Raw genomic sequence first — 19822 nt, forward strand, 5'->3', positions numbered from 1 at the left:
AAAAGTTAATAACCTATTCACGCAAAGTCTTGCCGGCAGCCTGCATCAGTTTCTGCATATCGGCTTCCGGCAATGGCTTTGATTTTGCCTCTGTATCTGGTTCAACAGCTGGTGGCGTCCTATGCTCATCGGACTGGTACACAGTCTCCTCTCTGGTAGCACCGGATACCTCAGCCTTATTCTCTATAACACCATCACGCCTCAAATCAGACGACTGATTTTCCGGCCTCATCTCCGGCAGCACCTGTGGGCTGGTTTCCTGCTTGGATGAAAAAGCCTCTATTGGGCTCACCACCGGAGTCGGTCTTTCCTGTTGCAAAAAAACCGCATAGCCGATACCAACCAAAGCAGCCAACAGGAGTGGTGCCAATCGCACCAGCCATCTCCGCCAGCCACTTTTCAGCTTGGTTTCCTGTGCCCGTTGCAATTCAGCCTGAGCCAACATCATATCCAAATCGCTGCGTACATCATTTTCCTTATCCATGGAAGTTTCCGCACGCCCCAGCCAGTCCCGGGCTGCCGATATATGTTTTCTTACTTTCTGCCGTTTATTATTCATAATTGCCTCCAAAAGCTCTTATGAAATAAAGTTACAGATTTCAAAAATTTATTAACAGGCAAATATTGGTATTTTGACTCATTTTCAATTAAAATCAGCAATTTCCTCCCCAAATCTTGCAAAATCAACCTATTTCCAGTTGTGCATAAACTTGGATAACATCCCCCGGATACGGCGGACACCACTTTTTTGCAAGCGATAAATATGGGCTGTGCTAACATTTAACATATCAGCCACAGCTTTCACTTCCTGATTTTCCACTAACACCTGATTAAGGACCAACTGCTCTTTTCTCGGCAACCGGTCCAAAGCATCCATGACTACATCAGATGCCATATGGATTTCCGCCAGCTCCGGCACGGTTGTACCGGTATCTACCAACTGGTCCAGCCAGGAAGTGCCATTATCTAAATCATTTTCCAGACAGGCAATATCAGCATTTCCTTCCTCTTTCAGGAAACGATACATACGGCCCCGTATACGATAAACCGCATAAAGGCTGAAGGCCACTCCCTTATCAGGTTCAAAGCCTTCTACCGATTCAATAAGCCCCACCGTACCTTCCTGTATAACATCCATAACATTGTCCAAATGTCTGAACGGCATGGCTGTCTTGAACACCAACGGCTGATAAGCTTCTATTATGGCCCGTCTTGCCTCCATGCTATGATCCGTTTTGAATTGGTGCCAAAGCTGTCGTTCCTGCTCAGGATCCAACAGCTTAACCTTATTCAGTTCCTGAACATACTCCGCCAGCTTCATTGCAACTACCTTCTAACGCTCTTATACCCCATATGATCACGGTATATTTTTTCATCATCCACATCATCACGCGGTGATGCAGTGGAAAATCTGAACTGGGCCCGCACACCAAATATGTTGGCATGCTTCTCATCCCGATAATAAGCCAAACTCGTATTATCTGTAAGCTCATACTCAAAACCAGCCAAATAATCAGCTGTATTCAAGCTCTTGGTGTATTGTAGCATTAACCGGTCTGATAAATTCTTACCCATCTTGACATTATACACTTCAAAGTAGTTTTTGTCGCCTTTTTTTTCATTGATGAATTCGGCTGTATCACGCTCAATACTGAACAAATCCAAATCTAGGACATTTCGTACAGCAGTCTCCACCTCTGAAAGAATTGTCATTCTGAGTCCCACATTGAACATGGAGGAAATCTTACTGCCATCGCTTTGCTTGTTGTTATATTCACTGCGCAAAGTCAATAACTGAAGAATCTCGTGTTCCGACATCGGCGGCGATGACATCAGTCTAAACCGCATATTTTCCACCGGCCCTGACAGGCTGACAAATACCCGGGTATTACTAATCTTAGTAGCTGCCCGCAGAGTGATGGATGGGAATAATGTCTCAAATCTGTCAAATTTGACTACACCCTCTATTACATTGAAGTTAGTTTTTAAATAACTGATTGTGCCCCGCTTCACCGTAATGGCCCCACTGGTCTTTGGACGCAGCGTTGTTCCGCCAAAATGGGCATTGCCAATCAGCTTCAAATTACCAAAATTGGCACTGACAAATCTTACCCCATTTCCCAGTTCCAAATCGAAATCAAGGCCCACCTCCGGCATATCCGAATTATTATCCGGCAAGGTTGGGGTGGACAGTACCACATTATCCAGCACCAGCTTTCCTGAAATCATTGGTATTATCCGTTCATCATAGCTTTTATCATCGATCATTTCTGCCGGCATAGCCTGACTCTTTATAGTGATTTGACTGGTAAGTGGCCCCTTATAGAATGAGCTGCGAATATCCAGCCGATCAAGGTTGGCCTCAAAGCCATAATCAACCGGCGTCAAGCCATCCAACCGAACATATCCGGTGGCAGTATAAGTACCACTTCCCATGGCTCCGTTACATTTTTCCAAAACCAAGGTATTGCCCAGCATCATCAGCTTGATATTAGCATTAGTTACCGGTTTTTCCACACCTTTCAGCTTAAAGGCACCCTCCGGCACGCTTATCATACCATCAAACCGCGGGTGACTTAGTGTTCCGGTGACCTTTATTTCGCCATCGGTCTGACCTACGGCCCAGTCAATGTATTTGGATACGGTTGGCAACAGACTAAGGTCTGCGTCTTCCACGGAAATCTTTAAATCCAGCTGCTCATTTCCGGCAGGATTATCATCTGTCAAAGCCTTTAACGGCATTTTTCCGGTAGCTACAACCCGATTTGTCGTATTGCCTACCTGCTTGGTGGCTACCATTTCATTTACAATAGACAATACTTTATCCTTGACAATGAAATTGCCTCGCAGTGTATCCAAGGATGCACCATAAGCACCAACCTCGTTGGCCTGAATCTCCACTTTAACCGTCGGGTTATGTGTATTGCCGGACGCCACTGCATGACAGTCGATCTTTCCGGAAACCGAATAACTATATCCGGCGGCTCCAATAAGAGCACCGGCATCAATCTGCTCCGCATCTGCCGTAAGGGATAAATCACCATCCAAATCTATCTTCCCCTTGACGCTGAACTGACCAGACTGCCCTTCCCGACCGGACAGATCAACAATATCAACAATGCGGTTGTTTAGTGTAGCAGTACAGGAAACACCGTCCAGCGAATAATCCCCCAGCTTGCCATCCACCACATAGGCAGACATGGCCACACTCGGATTATCAAGGGAACCGCCAATGGCAAAATTACCGTTCAGTTTGCCGGTAACATTATTTCGCTTCCAGCCGGCCATAACCCCCAGAGAACGAATATCGCCCTTTTCCATCTGAATGTTTCCACTCAGCATCTTATAATTTATATGATACTCACCCTGTAGGCTATATCGCCCTTCGCCTTGGTTTAAATGTATGTTCTTGAAGTATATTATGTGATTTTTATAATCAATATGTCCGCCCACTTCATCAAAGGCTTCACCACGAACACTGAGGGATTTTGACTTTATTTCCCCATGGAAAATCGGTGATTTGATATTTCCGGAAAGCTGTCCTTCAAAATCAAACATCCCAACAACCGGCAACGGCAACTTGTTGCTGAAATCATCCATATTGATATCCTTGGCCACCAGTTTAATGTCCAAATCACCCGCTGAAGACACCCGGCCTTCATCAATATGAGCTTTAATACCCGGTGATACCAGATCCACATTGTGCAGTATCAGCTGACTATCACTATAGGTATAGCCGCCCTTAATACTTTGGATTACTATCTCATTGTTATACATTCCCAAACTATAGGAAAAGTTACCTACAATCTTCGGATCAGCCAAAGTTCCGGTCACTTCAATTTCGTTGTCCACATTACCAGTCAGCGGAAAATCCACATCAATGGCCTTCAGCATATTTTCCATTCGGGCATTCTTGGTAGAAACTTTGAGATTTATTCGTTTTTCACCGGCAAACCCCATAATACCGTTTACAACCCAGCGGTTTTCCGGTCCCTTTTCTATGACTAAATCGGAAATCTTAACCCCCCTCAAGCTACCGCCAGCCCGACCGTGGAGCCGGTCATAAGGCTGATCAAAGAGAACACCATTTCTGGCCGCAAAGGAGGCCCTCACCTTCGGATCATCCAAAGTTCCCTTTAAATGTCCCTTAATATCGCCAAAGCCGGAAATCTTCGCCATAGGCTCAATATTCTGCACCAGAGTCATATTAACCCCGGCACCATAAAATTCCATATCAAGTTTATCCCCCAAGGTCATATCCCCTTGGAGTCCTACCGAACCACCTGCTGCCAAGTCGGCCCGCAGGAAATCTATATGAAGTACATTTTTTTCAAAAGCAAACGACCCATTGATACCGTTGGCTTCTATACCCTGCCAAATAAGGCCGTCAGATTTCACATTTCCCGTAACCTTGGTTTCATTCAATGAGTTTATATTTCCCTGCAAAAACAAATCCGCTGATGCCGCACCCGACAACTGGGCCAGTGCCGGAACCTCCCCGGACAATGCCCCCAAGTCAACGCCATCAGCCTGTACTCTGGCCACAAAGGCCTGACTCTTGGAATCAAAATCCCCATTTCCGGTCAAATGGCCGCCAAAGGCATCCGCTGCCAGATTACCTACAGTAACCGCACCATCCGCATATCTTACCTTGGCCGTGCAATTTGTGAAATCATACCCACTGATATTGGCGTTGCCAATTTTTACATCAGCATCAACCACCGGATTAGTGGCATCACCTACTACTCTGGCCACAAACGCCACAGGCCCGTTGTACGGAATATTTTTTACCAATACGCCTGGCTCAAAGCCATCGGAAGCCACCGTCAAATCAAGAATTGGTTTACCCTCAACAAACTTCACCTTGCCTTTGGCAGTAGCCTTTTGTCCGGAAGTGGACGCCCCCATAAACACCTGAGCTTCCTGTTCATCAAAAATAACCAGCCCATTGATGTCTTCTACCTTAGTATCAAGAATGGTCACCTGACCATCAGCCAATTCCAATTGACCTGTGTAATACAAATCCGGACCACACACTTCTCCGGCCACCATAACCTTTGGCACTCTGCCAGAAATTCCCTTCACCACATCATCTGGAATGATTCCCTGTGGAATTAGCGGTACATAATTGGCCAGTTCAACATTTTCAGCAGCAATATCAAATGTTTGACGGGATCCGCCTACTGTAGCCTTAATACTTACATTTGCTCCCTGATTATTGCCACTGCCATCTATCCTTATGGCAGGATAACTGTCAAAATCCAGCTCTGCCTTCAAATCGTTCACCTGCAGAACCTGACCATTATAGCCCAATTGTACCGAGCTATTATCCAAAAATACCTTGCCGGTAAATTTATTATCACTTGGCTCCTCAGATACAAGGTCAGAAAAATTCCAGCTGCCATCCGGCCGCTGATGAATGTCCGCCTCCACCCCGTTCAGATATACCTCCCGCACACCTTCGGCCGGAGAATTTTTAAGCATACTGAAATAACTGAAACCAACTTTGGCATCAGCTATTTTAGCAATAACCCTATCATTTTTGTCATATACAGCCACATCCTGTATAGCAATGGAATTGACTCCATCCACCTTTACCAGCCCAATATCCACCTTGGTAGACAATACATCACTGGCAATAGCTGCCCCATTTTCAGCAGCCATATGCATAAAACTACTGGATGAAATATATATATATACTCCCGCCAACAGGAAAATAAGCGCGGTTAACACCGCACCGGCAATCCCCAGCCCCTTACGGTTCATTCAGGCTCCCCCTAAAAAGAAACGGACTGCACCGAGCACTCCGTTTCTCTTGTTTCGCTCCCCTACAGTATACCACACGCACGGGGAAACTATATAAAAATTAGATTAGTTTTTCTTCGGCTCTGCCTTGAATTTGTTCACATCCAAATCCACCATTATACCCATTGCCCGATCCAAATCAGCCTTACTGCTGTTGTACTGATAAAGGGCATTGTAGTAATTGCTCTGGGCTGTGGTCAGTTTGCTCTCAGCATCCATAACATCCAGGTTGGTACCCACACCAGCCGTATATCTCACCTGAGCAATCTTATAATCTTCTTTGGCTTTTTCCACAGCAACTTTCGCTGTATCAATGCTTTGAGCCGCCGCATTCAAATTAAGATAAGCTGTCCGTACCTCCAGATCGCTGTTTTCCCGCAGGCTCTGGGCATTCTCCTCTGCTTTGAGCGTAGCTGCTTCAGACTGCTTCACCTTAGCCTGGGTAACATTATTATCAAAAATATTCCAGCTCATTCCCAGCCCCATATACCATGTATTCTGGGTATAATAAAAATCAGTCTGCTTAGTATCACTGCCAAATGGCTTTTCACCGGCAAAGCTTCTGGACACTTCCGCATTGACTTTTGGCTTGTTGCCGGCACCAGCAATATCTTCCTGTGCCTTGGCAATTTTCACCTTATAATCTGCTGCCAAAATATCCGGACGATTATCACGGGCATACTGGGTGCAGGAATCCAAAGAAATCTCATAAGGATTATAATCCAGCTCATCCTTCAGGTTGAGATTGGTGTCCGCTGGCTGGCCAATCACATTGTTCAAGGCAGCAATGGCCACATTATAATTATTTTTGGCAGAAACCAGGCCCAGCTGGGCATTGGACAGTTGCACCTGGGAAGCCAAAACATCCGTCTTGGCCACAGTCCCTACACTATACTGTGCATTAACATTCTTCAAATGCTCCTCAATAGTGTTTACTGACTCCTGAGAAACCTTTATCTGATTTCGGCAATTCAACGCTTTAAAATAAGCGGCCTGTGTCTTGGCCTTAATAGACTGTTTTGTGGCTTCAATGGCTATTTCACTGGCATCAAGCCCCAAATCAGCGGCTCGCATGGACGCCTCCAGCTGTCCACCTGTATAAATTGGCATACTAACTGCCACAGTATTTGAATACAAAGCATTCACATTCGCATCATTAGGTGCCGCTCCACCTATCCGACGGGCTGCACTGGTCCAGTTAAGGGTCGGACCTGCGGTACGACGCGCCTCATGGCGTTTCCATACGGCAGCATCATAGTCGGCCAGTGCACTCTTTATGGTATGGTTATTATTTAAAGCCATCTGTACGCAATCTTCAATGTTTACATCCATGCTTTCGGCCGCCATCGCCATCGAAGCAACGGATAAAGACATAAGACCGGCACAAACCATGGCTGATAACTTTTTAAATCTATATGTTTTCATCGGTGTAAGACCTCCTCATTGTTTATCATACTATAAATTTATGAAAAAAAAGTGAATTAAAAATTTCTTCTAAGGCCAAAATAGGTTGCCCGACGATCCCGTTTGTTTATATCGTTGACCTGGGTAAACAAATAGGTGTCCTTGGCTATTTCGTACTGTAGTCTGGATTTCAGTTTAAACTCATTTGGATCAAAGGCATCTACAGAGAGCTGCAGCTTGCTGCCACCGAACAAATCAAGCCCCAACCCGGCCTTGCCTTCAATTATGCCAGCCCGTCCGCCAAAGGCTCCGGACCGCATTCCTCCCTGGAGATCCAGGCGATTTCCTTCACCGATGTCGGTAATGCCAATCTTGCCAAAGCTATTGCCACCACCACTTATCTTAATATCAAAATCCGTTATCCAATCCCGACGCTTACCGCTGTACATAGTTTCCACGCCAGCATTTACCTTTATACCTGCCACTTTTGACATCATACTGTCCGCCTTTTCTGTCAGGCGACTGGTGTTGTGCAAAATATTCTTTAAATCTGCCGCAACCTTCGGATCGGTTACTACCCCCTCCAAGGATGCAGCCATATTATTTATTCTCCGGCTGGACTCCGACAGATTACTGATGGCCTGCTTTAAATTTTCAGCTGTCTGGCCATCACCGCTAAAGGTATTCACCATCGCTTCGACTCCGTTGGAGGCCCGCACCAAGCTACTGGTCATAACATTAAGATTTCTGGCCACATTGCGTATATCCTCCTGACTCTCCACCGTTACATCAGCCAGGGTAGCCGTCAATACATTGACATTGGCTGTTACCTCACGAATATTAAGGGAAATATCCTTTAAGGCCTGTTTGGTTTCATCATTGCCCATAATCTCATTCATGGACGCCAATAGCATGTGAACATCCTTCAATGCCTGACTGACCCCTGCCATAACATTGTCCAAACCGGTCTCACCGGCCCCCTCGATATATTCACCGGGACGATAGCAATCTGACATATCGCAGTCCTTATCCGGCTGAATATTAACAAACTTGGAACCCATTACCCCGTTGGAAGTAACGGTAAATGTCGATTTTCGGGGGACTTGTACATCATTGTTTATCTTGACCGCTACCAGCACACCGGAACCATTTGGCGTAATTGCATCCACACGCCCCACTGACACTCCGGCATAGGCCACACTATCCCCCGGCATCAGCCCGATGGCCTGTTCAAAATTTACATATAAATCATAGCTTTTACTGCCACCAAAACTGAAATTGGTGAGAAAAACGAATACCGCCATCACCATGGCAATACCGCCCAGGGTAAAGGCCCCAACTTTAACCTCTGTTTTCATTTCTGCACCCCCTCATCTATGTACAACTCTCTAAGAAAAGCTCTAACTCTCGGCTCATTGATTCGCCGGAAATTATCTACCGTATCCACAGCAATCAGCTCACCCTCATGGACCATAGCAATCCGGTCAGCAGTTTTTACAGCACTGGCCATATCGTGAGTTACCACCACGGAGGTTACCCCTAGCCGTTTCTGAGTAGAAATTATCAAATCGTCAATCTTATCTGTCATTATTGGGTCCAGCCCTGAGCTGGGCTCATCATAAAAAATTATTTCCGGACCAAAGGCAATAGCCCGGGCCAGGCTGACCCGCTTTTTCATACCACCTGACAGCTCGTCAGGCATCATAGCTTCTGTCCCCGGCAGGCCTACAACCTCCAGTTTTTCCTTTACTATAGCACTAATTTCCTTTTCGCTGTAATCCGTGTGCTCCCGCAGGCCAAAGGCTACATTGTCCCCAACCGTCATGGAATCAAACAAGGCCGAATACTGGAAAACCATTCCCATATGAAGCCTGATTTCATCCAGCTCCTTTTCGTTCATGACCGCCAAATCCTTCCCCTCCAGCCAAATATGTCCACTAGTTGGTTTAATCAGGCCGACCATAAGACGAAGCAAGGTGCTTTTACCAGAACCGGAACCACCGATTATTGCCAAGGTTTCGCCATCAGCGATCTCCAGATTTATATTATTCAAAACCACCTTATCATTGTAGGATTTACAAAGATTTTCCAGCTTTATCATAATACTTCACCATCAATAAATTATCATGGACAACAGCACATTTACCATAAAGATCACCACTATGGCACTTACTACGGATTTAGTGGTAGCTTTGCCTACCCCTTCGGCGCCTTCCGGCGCTTTCATACCGTAATAACAGCCCAAAATAGCGATAACTCCACCAAATACCACAGCTTTTATCAGACCGCCTGTCATATCATTCAAATCAGTATAAGTACTAATAGAATTTATAAACACATAAGTGGAGATACCGGAATAATATTTGGCTACCAGCCAACCACCCAGCACGCCAATCATATCACCATATACCGTCAGTATAGGTACCATCATCATACATGCCAACATTCGCGGTACTACCAAATACCCAGTGGGATTTGTCCCCATGACCCGCAAAGCATCAATCTGTTCCGTTACCTTCATGGTACTGATTTCCGCCGTCATAGCGGAGCCAACCCGGCCAGCCGCCACAACTCCCACCAGTACCGGGCCCAATTCGCGGCCGATGGCAATAGCCAAAATACCGCCAACAGTAGATTCAGCCCCCATTTTAATGAATTCATGGGCAATCTGCAAAGTCATAACCATACCAGTAAAGGTCATTGTCAAAGAAACAATCGGCAAAGTGTCCACACCCAAATGAGACATCTGATTTAACACATGCCTAAAACGAATTTTCACCGGCAGCTGCTTTATCGCTTCAATAAATAGCAAAGTAACATCACCGACAAAATATAACAGCTCCAAAACTGAAGCACCAATAAATTCAAGTAACCTGACAAACATTTATTAAGCCTCCGCCCATAGTCGCCCTGCATAACTTGATTCGTGCAAATCCATTTTAATTTTTCTTATCCAGCACCCGCAGAGAAGTATGAATTACATTGTCAATAATATAGTCTGTGGCAAATTTGACTACCGGTTCCACAGCCTTATCCTGTTTTCCTGGTCGTTTGCCCATCTTGGCTTCTTTCTCAGCCTGCTTGGCCTGTTTAATTGCCTGCTTAATGGCTTCCTTCTGCTGGGCTTCAGTCATAGGTGCCGCCACAGCCGGTTCAATCACAATATCATTATTGTGGCTGGAATCCACCATATCCTTGATAATATCCTCAGTTTTAACTGATTTATCCTCTTCCAGACTGGCATCGCCCCCCTGCTGCGACAGGAGCAATTTAGCAACATTTACTAATCCGCCACCATGCAGGTCCAGATTTAAAGTACCAGGCAACTGAGTCTTTGGTACCGTATACGGGACTTCCAGCACAACCTTGTCCCCCCGGTACGGCTTGATAGTAGTCGTAAAAGTAATGCTTTCTCCCGGGAGTACCTCACTCTTGGACGGTACCGCTGACAAAAGTGATGCCGTCATACGCTTATCCTCAATGAACACATCTACTTTTATATCGTAGATATCTGACTCACGATCCTTGTTGTTACAGATGGTATTCATTATTTCCGTGATTTCACTGATGGCAACCTTGCCCACATCAGAGCCACTGTAAAACATATTACTCCGGTCCACCAGTCCATCCTCAGCCATATTGGTATGCACTGCAAAATGGACCTTGGCTGTACCGCTTATTCCCCGATTTACAGTCTTGCCCAAAGCATCATATACCATCGCCGTGGACAGCGCCGGTATCAATTCCTCATCAAAGGCCAGCATTGAATTATAGGTAATTGATTTCGCCAAATCCACATCATTTATGGTCACATTAACTGGTACAATCTGGGGAAACACACCCAAGATACCGGCAATACCATCTTCCCGATCCTGGTTGATACGCCCGATCAGGGAAGAATTATTCCCCAGCTTCATACCGCTGAGTGGCCCATGAACCGTCGAAATTACATCTGAGCCGGTCATAAAATAATTAACATTACCCCGATGGGAAAAAGGATGGCCAAAAGCCACTACCCGTTTATCATCCACTGCCGTCACCGTGCCAATGGCACCAATGCTGTAGTCGCCTACTGCCGCAGCCACTCCCACGGCACTACCCGGTTCCAATTTAGCGTTATAATCAACTGTATGCGGGCCAGCAAAAGCGTTCCACTCTCCGGCGTCCTTAATTTTAAAGCCCTTCTGCTCCAGCCTCTCCTGCAACAGGCCAATCCCCCGCTGGCTGAAGCCTGTAGTCAAAAGCACCGCCTTCTCCTCAACTTCAGTATCAGCTGAAGGCTGTTCCACCGACTCTACCGCTTCATCGCCGGATTCATCTTCCTGTGGCGGTATGTAATCGTCCCGCAGATTATCGGCCAAATTAGGATTATTCCATGTTTTACGAAGGTTATCAGCCAAATTTGGATTATGTATCTCCGGAAAATTCTCCGGATTCATTTCATTTAAGGCAATCTTTATTTCCCTTACTTTTTTTTCAAAATCTTTTCTGGCGGCCTCCGCTTCTTCCCGGCTCTTCTTTAAATCCAGCTGTGGCAGGGATGTCTTATTCTTCTTGTCAGGATACTCCCAAAGCTTCAGCATATTATCAATCGGGGTCACCATAATTCCCTTATCAATATGCATTTCTTTGATGCTGGCGGATAAGGCCCCTGCTAATTTTCCATTGATATAAATCGGACTACCACTCATACCGGAAATAGCCCCGCCGGTTTCCTCAATCAGCGGTCCGGATACATCTATAAGGATACGGGGAGATTCCAGTTTTCCGCCTCCCATACGGCCAGTAACCTTCACATCAAAGGAACGGATTTCTCCGCTGGAATCAATGACAGTATAACCTTTGCCAGTCATTCCATTTTGAATTTCATCAATGTGAATAATTTCCGGCAACGCAGCAAAAGCCACTGAACTGGCCATCAAACTGATGCCCATACAAATTCCCAGCAGCTTTTTCTTCAACTTTAATCTATCTATAAATTTCTTCACAATCTCACCTTATCCTACAGAATACAGCTCAACAATTATATTATAACGCCGTTGTTCAAATTTTTCCATTTTAATGGAAAAATACACATATTTGCGTTTCGTCGAAGGTTAAATATAACCATTTCACTTCTTTATTTTTTAAATACCAGCAGAGCGTTTCCTATGCTTCGTTCGTTGCCGTCCGATGGCCGGTTGACAATGCGATTATTTACCACCATCTCACTTGATCCACCACCATCATAATTCACAGCTTTTACCGCTCCATATTTTACCATCAGCTGACCCATTTCCACTAGACTGGCACCAATACTATGGCTCTGTCGCCCATCCGCCACCATAAGCAGAATATGACCATCTGATTTAATCCCTACCGCTGTTCTTGGAGCACGGCCATTGGCTATATCATTGGCAATATGTTCAGCTTGGGAAGTCACGCTAACCACTCCATTGGCCACTAATTGTGGTCCGGCACCATAAAAATCATCTTTGGCCCCTATGCCGTCACCGAGGCTTTCTGTAATTATGGCTGCATCGCCGACCTTTACACCATTAAAATAAGCCTGGGACTGGCCATGTACCGATACCACAAAACCATCAGGCGGTATTTCACTGTTACCCTGATTGATGGCCTGAACCCTGCCACGGCGTATTACATATTCCTTACCAAACTCATTGGTCCCGGTACGACTGCCATACAATCCATTGTATAACACTATGGCATCCTTTCCACGAGGGGCATTGACTCCCCAAAAGGAAATTCCCTTGCCATTTATCTCCACTGTGCCGGAATATTGCGCCGGACCAATATCATAGCTTCCATCTGACCGCTTAATCAAACCGGTACGATTCTCGGCCACCATACCGGCAGTTACACCATTCAGCCGTATATTGCCAACCAGGAATTTATCGCTCCAATCGAAATAACCACCATTTATCCCCGCTACGGCATTACAATTTTCTACAACAGTAGACAGCTTTCCCCAGCCGGAGGACACCGTCCCCCATGGCAGTACCATTTTTATATCGAATTTGGTCGGATCAACATCCAGCATATACGCCGTAAACATCCCCCGACTATCAAATCGTACATACTTCCCCTGCAGCAGTCCATCATCCACTTTATTAAGGGATTCTGCTTCGTATTTATTGGTTATGTCTATTACTATACGATCAGGATTTTGAAGAGAATATACCTTGGCTGGCACTGGTACCTTCAAATCCACAATCAGCTGTACCGTGTCCCCATAGGTGGCCAGAATCAAATCTTTAATGGCCCCACGCTTGGTATCCGGGGCTGCCTTCATGGCCGTACTTACCCCATCAATATTTATTACCAGCCGGGTATTGTTATTTTCAAAGCCATAATTATATTTTTTTGCACCGGAAAGATCCATTACAATGCGGGTCTGATTTCCGTCCCCACCAATACGAATATTTTTTAGTTCCGTTCCACCGATTGGCTTTGTTTCAGGCTTCGTTGCCGCTACAGTCGGCTTAGCCGAAGACTGGGCAGCACCATAAGCCACATCAGCAAATACTGTTATATTTATCGAAACGGCTACCGCCAACGCAGCAGCCAACATTTTTTTCAAATTCATAACCGCACTCCCATATAAATAGCTGTCTTCCCCGTAGGGGGAAGACAGCCAATCATTTATTCTTTAGCCACCTTCGGCTGCATTGCCCGAGCCGACATATCATGCCGGGCCTTATCCTCCAGCGTCAGCTGCTTATATAATACATCCGCCAGCCCAACACCACCGGCTGCCGCCATATTATTTACCATTTCTGTATCTAACATATCATGCAAAATCTTGTCTGCATTGGAATCACCAAACAAAGTATTCTCCGGCACCGTATTGCGCATCTCACGATACATCATATTGAGAAACATTGCCTCAAAGCCCTGACAGGCCTCCCGCAGCTTCTTATCGTAGGCCAACTCCTCCGGTGTCATGGCCGTTTTATCCTTCATAGCCTTGACCCCATTGTGTTTCTGAATATCCTTGGTTGCTTCCAAAGCTTCCGAAGCCCGCTGCAGCTGCCCGACAAAATTTTCCGCATCGGACACAGCCTTTGTACCTGTATTAGCCGCCTGCTGGGCCATTATCCAATTACTGTTTATATTATCAATCTGCATATCAATCACCTGCTTAGATAATTTCCAGATCAGCGTGGAGAGCTCCGGCAGCCTTGATGGCCTGCAAAATAGAAATAATATCCCTTGGAGTTGCTCCCACAGAGTTTAACGCACCAACAATATCATTAACATTGGCCGTAGCTGGCAGTACGATGGAATTTGCCGTTGCCTCATCCACCTCGGTAGTTTCTTCTTTGGTAACAACCGTGCGACCTAAACTGAACGGCTGTGGCTGCTCCACTTCCGTCTCCTTGGAAATTCGCACACTTAGACCACCCTGAGTAATGGCTATGCTGTCAACAGAAACATCTCCGCCCATGACGATGGTACCGGTACGCTCATTGACAACTACCTTGGCGATATTATCCGGAGTTACATATATTTCCTCCAGACTGGCTACAAAGCTTACCACATCGCCCCGATAATAAGCTGGTACTATCACATCAACCCGGCCAGGATTAGCGGCCTTGGCCACATTTCCATACTGACGGTTGATGGCATCAGCTATTCGACTGGCAGTAGTGAAGTCCGCCTTGGAAAGGGACAAGGATAAGTTATTGTTAATCGCCGCCAAGTCATCCTCTACCGTCTGCTCCACAATTGCCCCATTTGGCGTTGTTCCCACAGTAGGAAAATTCTTTTGGGCCGTACCATTACCACCCCGACCGGCTACAAAGCCGCCGGTAGATACTGCCCCCTGCGCTACGGCATATACATTGCCGTTAGCCGCTTTTAACGGCGTCTGTATCAGTGTCCCCCCCTGAATACTGGTGGCATCACCAATGGAAGACACAGTAATATCAATAGTATCACCCTCACGAACAAATGGTGGTAATGTGGCTGTTACAATAACCGCGGCCACATTCTTTGGTTTCAGGCTGCTGGTATCAATTGTGACACCAAAGGCCTGCATCATATTACCAATGGACTGCATGGTCTGAGTCATTTTATTGGAATCACCGGTGCCATTCAGACCAACCACCAGGCCATAGCCCACCAGCTGGTTGGAGCGCACGCCCTGCACCTTGGCTATATCCTTTATTCTGGTGCTGGAATTCGCCGCAAACACCACACCGGAGGTCAGCATACACAAACAAACCACCAGTGTTATAATCTTTGCAATGCTCTTCATCATTAGTCCCCCAATTAGAACAGAATATTGAAAATCTGAGTAAGAATACCTTGTCTCTGTTTGGCATTCAACGGACCCTTGCCATCAAACTTCAGAGTAGCATCTGCCACCTTGCTGGATGGAATCGTATTTCGGTAGCTTATATCCTCCGGACGAACCATTCCCTCCAAGGTAATCTTATGTTCATTCTTATTATTCCAAATAGACTGTGTCCCCTCAACAATAAGGTTGCCATTTGGCATTACTTCCTTAACCGTTACCGTTACAGTACCACTGGCCCGGTTGGTATTGGTAGCACTGCCATCGGCCTTAAACTCATCCGAGCCGCTGGCGCTGGCTGCCGCCAAAAAACCAAAAATTCCCGTTCCGGCATTCAGCGTTTGGGAGCCGGACTTGGAGTTGGATGAAGATTTGGTGGTCGAAGTGCTGGCCGTTTCACTGATAAGGATAGTCAAAATATCCCCTACCTGGGAGGCCTTCCGGTCCGTGAAAATATTTCTGTAGCCATCGCCCCACAGGCTAACCGCTCCAGCTGTTTGTGGACTTGTTATTCCCATTTGAATAAACATTATTGCCGCCATGGCAACTGTAATAATATAACGCATAAAGCTCCCCCACTTTCTAAAACAAAGCAGTTTCTTCTACGCCGCTACCTCAACATTGTTTTCATCAATAACCTTAGCTCTCAGTATCTTGCCCGAAACAGCATTCTTCACGGAAATATACCGGTCCTTTCGGCCATTTTCCATGGCAATACCTTCAGTACTTACCAAAATACCATTTACATTGGCATTTATCATCACCTTGGTACCATGTCTGATACATATCGGATACTGAATAATGTTACTATTTAAAATATGCCCCTGGCCAATACTTTTGGTCGGTACCTTGCCGATTACCTCATTTACATCAGTGAAATATCGCCAGTTGGCTCCGGTATCTTCCCGTTCCTCCAGCTTAACATCACTGGCTGTAATCACCTGCTCCTGCCGCAGCTGCTTGGCAGCCGTTACCATCTGGTCATATACCCGGATTCGCATAGAACAGCGAACTGTAGTATATTTTTTGCCATTTACCAGGACATCAAGATTAACCTGGGTCCCTTTGGCAAACCGTATTCCTGCCGGAATATTCGAAGCATACGAAATATTCCCTTCCGGCAATCTTAAGCCAGCTGGCACAATCACAGGGTCAATAGTATGCCGCCTGGTTTCACCAGCCTCTGCCAAAGCGTCTTCGATACACTTGGTAGCCTGCTGAATGAAATTTTCCCGAACCACCACCTGTGGCAGTTGCTCAGTAGGCTGCACTGTTACCGCTGCTCCTTCGGAAACAGCCCATGGTAACATCAAAAATACAGCTATCAGTACTTCAATCAGCCGTCTCATCAGCGTTTTAACTCATTGGCAATTCCCAGCATAGAGTCCGAAGTGGTAATGGCCTTGGAATTGGACTCATATGCACGCTGAGCCACAATCATATTTACCATTTCATCCACAATCTGCACGCTGGACATTTCCAGAGCACTCTGTATCAAGGTTCCGGTTCCGTCCACCCCCGGATTATTCGGAATAGGGTCACCGGAGGATGCTGACTCAATGAAAAGATTTTTCCCCACAGCAGTAAGACCAGCCGGATTTAAAAATCTGGCCAAAACAATCTGTCCCACCACATTAGATGTACCACCGGCCGGGGTATCTGATACCACACCAGTGGAGGAAATAGTGATAGTATCACTTGGCGCATTGGCATCCAACTGAATATTATCAGTCAGTGGATAGCCATCTGTAGTTACCAGATTGCGGTTGGCGTCAATCTTAAAAGAGCCATCTCTGGTGTAAGCAGTAGTACCATCCGGCAAAAGAATCTGGAAGAAACCATCGCCCTCAATCGCTATATCAGTAGGATTATCAGTGGTTTGAACATTTCCCTGAACAAAAATGCGGTTAGTTGCAGTCAATCTCGAACCAAGACCAATCTGCAATGGCGTTGGATACTGGGTACCATCGCCACTTTCTGCCCCGGCAGCCCGCAAATTCTGATAAACCAAATCCTGGAATTCAGCCCGCTGGGCCTTGGCACCAGTTGTATTAACATTGGCCAGATTGTGTGCAACAACATCCATCTGTTTCTGCTGCCCCTTCATGCCGGAAGCCGCAGACCAAAGTGATCTCATCATAAGGCAAGTCTCCTATCTGTAATATAATAATCACTTCAATATATTATGATCATCAAAACCTTTGATTATCTTAATAACCCCATTAAAACTTCATTAAAAAAGTTACCAGTCAATTACATATTCCGGCCAACTTCAGAAACGGACTTTTCCAACATGCTGTCCTGAGTCACCACAGCCTTGGAATTAGCCTCATAGGCCCGGTAATTGGCAATCATATTTACCATTTCCGATACCACATTGGTATTGGACCGTTCCAATATGCCCTGCTGAATTTCCCCAGTTGCATTTAACCGCCGAGGGTTGCCATTAGGGCGGAACAAATTGTTCCCCTGCTTAAACATTACCCGATTACCCCCTTCAAAGGTAAACAGGCCTATTTGAGCTACTGGATTGCCATCGGCCGTTACATTCCCATTCGGACCAACTATAATACTGGCCGCTTCATCTGGAATAACGATTGGTCTGCCGCGGTCATCCAGCACATTATAACCGTTGACATTCACCAGCCGACCGTTGGCCGCACGGTAAAAATTACCGTCCCTGGTGTAACGCTGGCCCTGCGGGGTATTCACCATAAAATATCCATCCCCCATAATGGCCAAATCCAATGGATTGCCTGTGGTCTGGAAAGCTCCCTGGGAGAAATCTGTGGCGATTTCATCCACCTTTGACCCCATGCCCAGCTCACCAATTACCGGGGCGTTATTGTACAGGGAAAATCCTTTGAATGTAGTAACATCCCGGTCTCTTCTGGACAAATCATCTATTCTATGCATAAGCATAGGCTCAAAATCACTACTTACCGCGTCATCCCGCTTGTAGGATGTAGTGTTGGCATTTGCCAGATTGTTTGCAATAACATCAGTACGGTATGACTCCGTAATCATTCCTGTAGCCGCTGTATAAAGTCCGCGCCACATATGCATCCCCCTCTCACATCGGGTTATTATTACTTCTTCCCGAAAAAGGACATAGATTTCTTATCATCCAATTTATCAATATTATCCAAAGCCTTTCCTGTGCCAAGAACCACACAGGAAAGCGCATCATCCGCTAAACCGATTGGAATTTGGGTTTCCCGGTGCAAAAGCTCATCCAGGCCATACAGCATTGCGCCACCACCGGTGAAAACAATCCCCCGATCCATGATATCAGCCGCCAGTTCTGGTGGACATTCCTCCAAAACCTTTTTAACGCAGTCAACAATTTTGCTTACTGGACCGGCCAAAGCCTCAGCCACCTGATCGGTAGTAATCTCCACTACCTTCGGCAAGCCGGACAACAGGTTCCGACCCTTGACTTCCATTTTGCCATTTCTGGCCCCCACATAAGCAGCTCCCACATTCACCTTGATATCTTCGGCAGTCCGCTCACCAATCATCAGGCTAAATGTAGACTTCACATAATCTATAATGGCTTCATCAAAGGCATCACCAGCGACCTTCAGGCTGTCACTGATAACGATACCACCCAAACTGATTACGGCGACATCAGTGGTTCCACCGCCAATATCCACCACCATGGAACCGCAGGCATCGGCAATATCCAAGCCAGCGCCTAAAGCTGCTGCCAAAGGCTCTTCTATCAGGAATGTTTTTCTCGCCCCAGCCTGTTCGGCGGCTTCCTGTACGGCCCGTTGCTCTACCATGGTTACCCCGGATGGTACGCAAATCATTATGCGTGGTCTGAATACAAAACTATGACCTATGACTTTCTCAATGAAATATCTCAGCATTGCTTCTGTAACATCATAATCGCATATTACGCCATCTCGCAGAGGGCGAATTGCTACAATATTACCCGGTGTACGGCCAATCATTTGTCTGGCATCTTCACCTACTGCCAGAACCTTGTTGGTATCCCGGTCCACTGCCACAACAGATGGCTCGCGCAACACAACTCCCTTACCCTTGATATAAATCAAAACATTAGCCGTTCCCAAATCAACGCCAATATCCATTGACATGCCAAACATCAATACATCTTCCTTCCTAATAATTAGTATAATGGCATAGTACACCCATTTATACCGATACACTATAACTATATAATAAATAGGCGAAGTTTACAATCAAAATTTATAACGCCATTGTTCAAATTTTTCTTCTTTAGAAGAAAAATCTTCCAATTAGCGTTTCAACGAGCTGGGAGATATGCTCGCCAGCTGTTGTAGT

At 46.0% G+C, this 19822-nt stretch carries 16 protein-coding genes; all 16 read right to left on the minus strand.

The features are described from left to right. Positions 1–13 precede the first annotated feature (13 nt). A complete protein-coding gene (locus QZV24_RS00440; RefSeq protein ID WP_294518551.1) occupies positions 14–559 on the minus strand; it encodes a hypothetical protein in 546 nt (181 codons plus the stop codon). 129 nt (positions 560–688) lie between these two features. Continuing rightward, complete coding sequence (locus tag QZV24_RS00445; protein WP_290655991.1) at positions 689–1321, minus strand: sigma-70 family RNA polymerase sigma factor; 633 nt, start codon at positions 1319–1321, stop codon at positions 689–691. A gap of 5 nt (positions 1322–1326) precedes the next feature. Further along, positions 1327–5766 carry a translocation/assembly module TamB domain-containing protein gene (locus tag QZV24_RS00450; protein ID WP_294518553.1) on the minus strand — a complete coding sequence of 1480 codons (4440 nt, stop codon included), beginning with the start codon at positions 5764–5766 and terminating at the stop codon, positions 1327–1329. 105 nt (positions 5767–5871) lie between these two features. After that, positions 5872–7230 carry a TolC family protein gene (locus QZV24_RS00455; RefSeq protein ID WP_294518556.1) on the minus strand — a complete coding sequence of 453 codons (1359 nt, stop codon included), beginning with the start codon at positions 7228–7230 and terminating at the stop codon, positions 5872–5874. 56 nt (positions 7231–7286) lie between these two features. Beyond that, entirely contained in the window at positions 7287–8567 is a 1281-nt protein-coding gene (locus QZV24_RS00460; RefSeq protein WP_294518559.1) for an MlaD family protein, read from the minus strand. Then, complete coding sequence (locus QZV24_RS00465) at positions 8564–9310, minus strand: ABC transporter ATP-binding protein (RefSeq protein ID WP_294518561.1); 747 nt, start codon at positions 9308–9310, stop codon at positions 8564–8566. The genes QZV24_RS00460 and QZV24_RS00465 overlap by 4 nt, the downstream gene beginning before the upstream one ends. Before the next feature lie 12 nt (positions 9311–9322). Continuing rightward, positions 9323–10093, minus strand: coding sequence for an ABC transporter permease (locus tag QZV24_RS00470; protein WP_290656000.1), 771 nt, complete (start codon positions 10091–10093; stop codon positions 9323–9325). A gap of 55 nt (positions 10094–10148) precedes the next feature. Continuing rightward, the gene (locus QZV24_RS00475) at positions 10149–12197 is read right to left on the minus strand and encodes a SpoIVB peptidase S55 domain-containing protein (protein ID WP_294518566.1); all 2049 of its coding nucleotides are present in this window, start codon (positions 12195–12197) and stop codon (positions 10149–10151) included. A gap of 131 nt (positions 12198–12328) precedes the next feature. Beyond that, positions 12329–13795, minus strand: coding sequence for a phosphodiester glycosidase family protein (locus tag QZV24_RS00480; protein WP_294518568.1), 1467 nt, complete (start codon positions 13793–13795; stop codon positions 12329–12331). A 56-nt stretch (positions 13796–13851) separates the two neighbouring features. Then, positions 13852–14337 carry a rod-binding protein gene (locus tag QZV24_RS00485; RefSeq protein ID WP_294518571.1) on the minus strand — a complete coding sequence of 162 codons (486 nt, stop codon included), beginning with the start codon at positions 14335–14337 and terminating at the stop codon, positions 13852–13854. Positions 14338–14350: 13 nt separating this feature from the next. Beyond that, positions 14351–15469: a flagellar basal body P-ring protein FlgI gene (locus QZV24_RS00490; protein WP_294518574.1), complete on the minus strand. Its 1119-nt coding sequence runs from the start codon at positions 15467–15469 to the stop codon at positions 14351–14353. Between the two features lie 14 nt (positions 15470–15483). After that, entirely contained in the window at positions 15484–16026 is a 543-nt protein-coding gene (locus QZV24_RS00495) for a flagellar basal body L-ring protein FlgH (protein ID WP_294518600.1), read from the minus strand. 84 nt (positions 16027–16110) lie between these two features. Then, positions 16111–16857 carry a flagellar basal body P-ring formation chaperone FlgA gene (flgA, locus tag QZV24_RS00500; protein WP_294518576.1) on the minus strand — a complete coding sequence of 249 codons (747 nt, stop codon included), beginning with the start codon at positions 16855–16857 and terminating at the stop codon, positions 16111–16113. After that, entirely contained in the window at positions 16857–17648 is a 792-nt protein-coding gene (flgG, locus tag QZV24_RS00505) for a flagellar basal-body rod protein FlgG (protein WP_290656010.1), read from the minus strand. Before flgG ends, flgA begins: the two co-directional genes overlap by 1 nt. Positions 17649–17761: 113 nt before the next feature. Further along, positions 17762–18568 (minus strand): flagellar basal-body rod protein FlgF, encoded by an 807-nt coding sequence (flgF, locus tag QZV24_RS00510; protein WP_294518579.1) that lies wholly within the window; start codon positions 18566–18568, stop codon positions 17762–17764. Positions 18569–18597: 29 nt separating this feature from the next. Next, complete coding sequence (locus QZV24_RS00515; RefSeq protein ID WP_294518582.1) at positions 18598–19623, minus strand: rod shape-determining protein; 1026 nt, start codon at positions 19621–19623, stop codon at positions 18598–18600. Positions 19624–19822: the final 199 nt, after the last annotated feature.

Origin of the sequence: uncultured Anaerovibrio sp., assembly GCA_902786545.1 — a bacterium.
Classification (GTDB): Bacteria; Bacillota; Negativicutes; order Selenomonadales; family Selenomonadaceae; genus Anaerovibrio.

Bases quoted from the DNA above. Each gene is read 5' to 3' on its own strand.
- QZV24_RS00455 (WP_294518556.1), bottom strand. From the start codon at position 7,230: ATGAAAACATATAGATTTAAAAAGTTATCAGCCATGGTTTGTGCCGGT.
- QZV24_RS00465 (WP_294518561.1), bottom strand. From the start codon at position 9,310: ATGATAAAGCTGGAAAATCTTTGTAAATCCTACAATGATAAGGTGGTT.
- QZV24_RS00470 (WP_290656000.1), bottom strand. From the start codon at position 10,093: ATGTTTGTCAGGTTACTTGAATTTATTGGTGCTTCAGTTTTGGAGCTG.
- flgA (WP_294518576.1), bottom strand. From the start codon at position 16,857: ATGAGACGGCTGATTGAAGTACTGATAGCTGTATTTTTGATGTTACCA.
- QZV24_RS00490 (WP_294518574.1), bottom strand. From the start codon at position 15,469: ATGAAGAGCATTGCAAAGATTATAACACTGGTGGTTTGTTTGTGTATG.
- flgF (WP_294518579.1), bottom strand. From the start codon at position 18,568: ATGTGGCGCGGACTTTATACAGCGGCTACAGGAATGATTACGGAGTCA.
- QZV24_RS00445 (WP_290655991.1), bottom strand. From the start codon at position 1,321: ATGAAGCTGGCGGAGTATGTTCAGGAACTGAATAAGGTTAAGCTGTTG.
- QZV24_RS00450 (WP_294518553.1), bottom strand. From the start codon at position 5,766: ATGAACCGTAAGGGGCTGGGGATTGCCGGTGCGGTGTTAACCGCGCTT.
- flgG (WP_290656010.1), bottom strand. From the start codon at position 17,648: ATGATGAGATCACTTTGGTCTGCGGCTTCCGGCATGAAGGGGCAGCAG.
- QZV24_RS00440 (WP_294518551.1), bottom strand. From the start codon at position 559: ATGAATAATAAACGGCAGAAAGTAAGAAAACATATATCGGCAGCCCGG.
- QZV24_RS00485 (WP_294518571.1), bottom strand. From the start codon at position 14,337: ATGCAGATTGATAATATAAACAGTAATTGGATAATGGCCCAGCAGGCG.
- QZV24_RS00460 (WP_294518559.1), bottom strand. From the start codon at position 8,567: ATGAAAACAGAGGTTAAAGTTGGGGCCTTTACCCTGGGCGGTATTGCC.
- QZV24_RS00515 (WP_294518582.1), bottom strand. From the start codon at position 19,623: ATGTTTGGCATGTCAATGGATATTGGCGTTGATTTGGGAACGGCTAAT.
- QZV24_RS00480 (WP_294518568.1), bottom strand. From the start codon at position 13,795: ATGAATTTGAAAAAAATGTTGGCTGCTGCGTTGGCGGTAGCCGTTTCG.
- QZV24_RS00495 (WP_294518600.1), bottom strand. From the start codon at position 16,026: ATGGGAATAACAAGTCCACAAACAGCTGGAGCGGTTAGCCTGTGGGGC.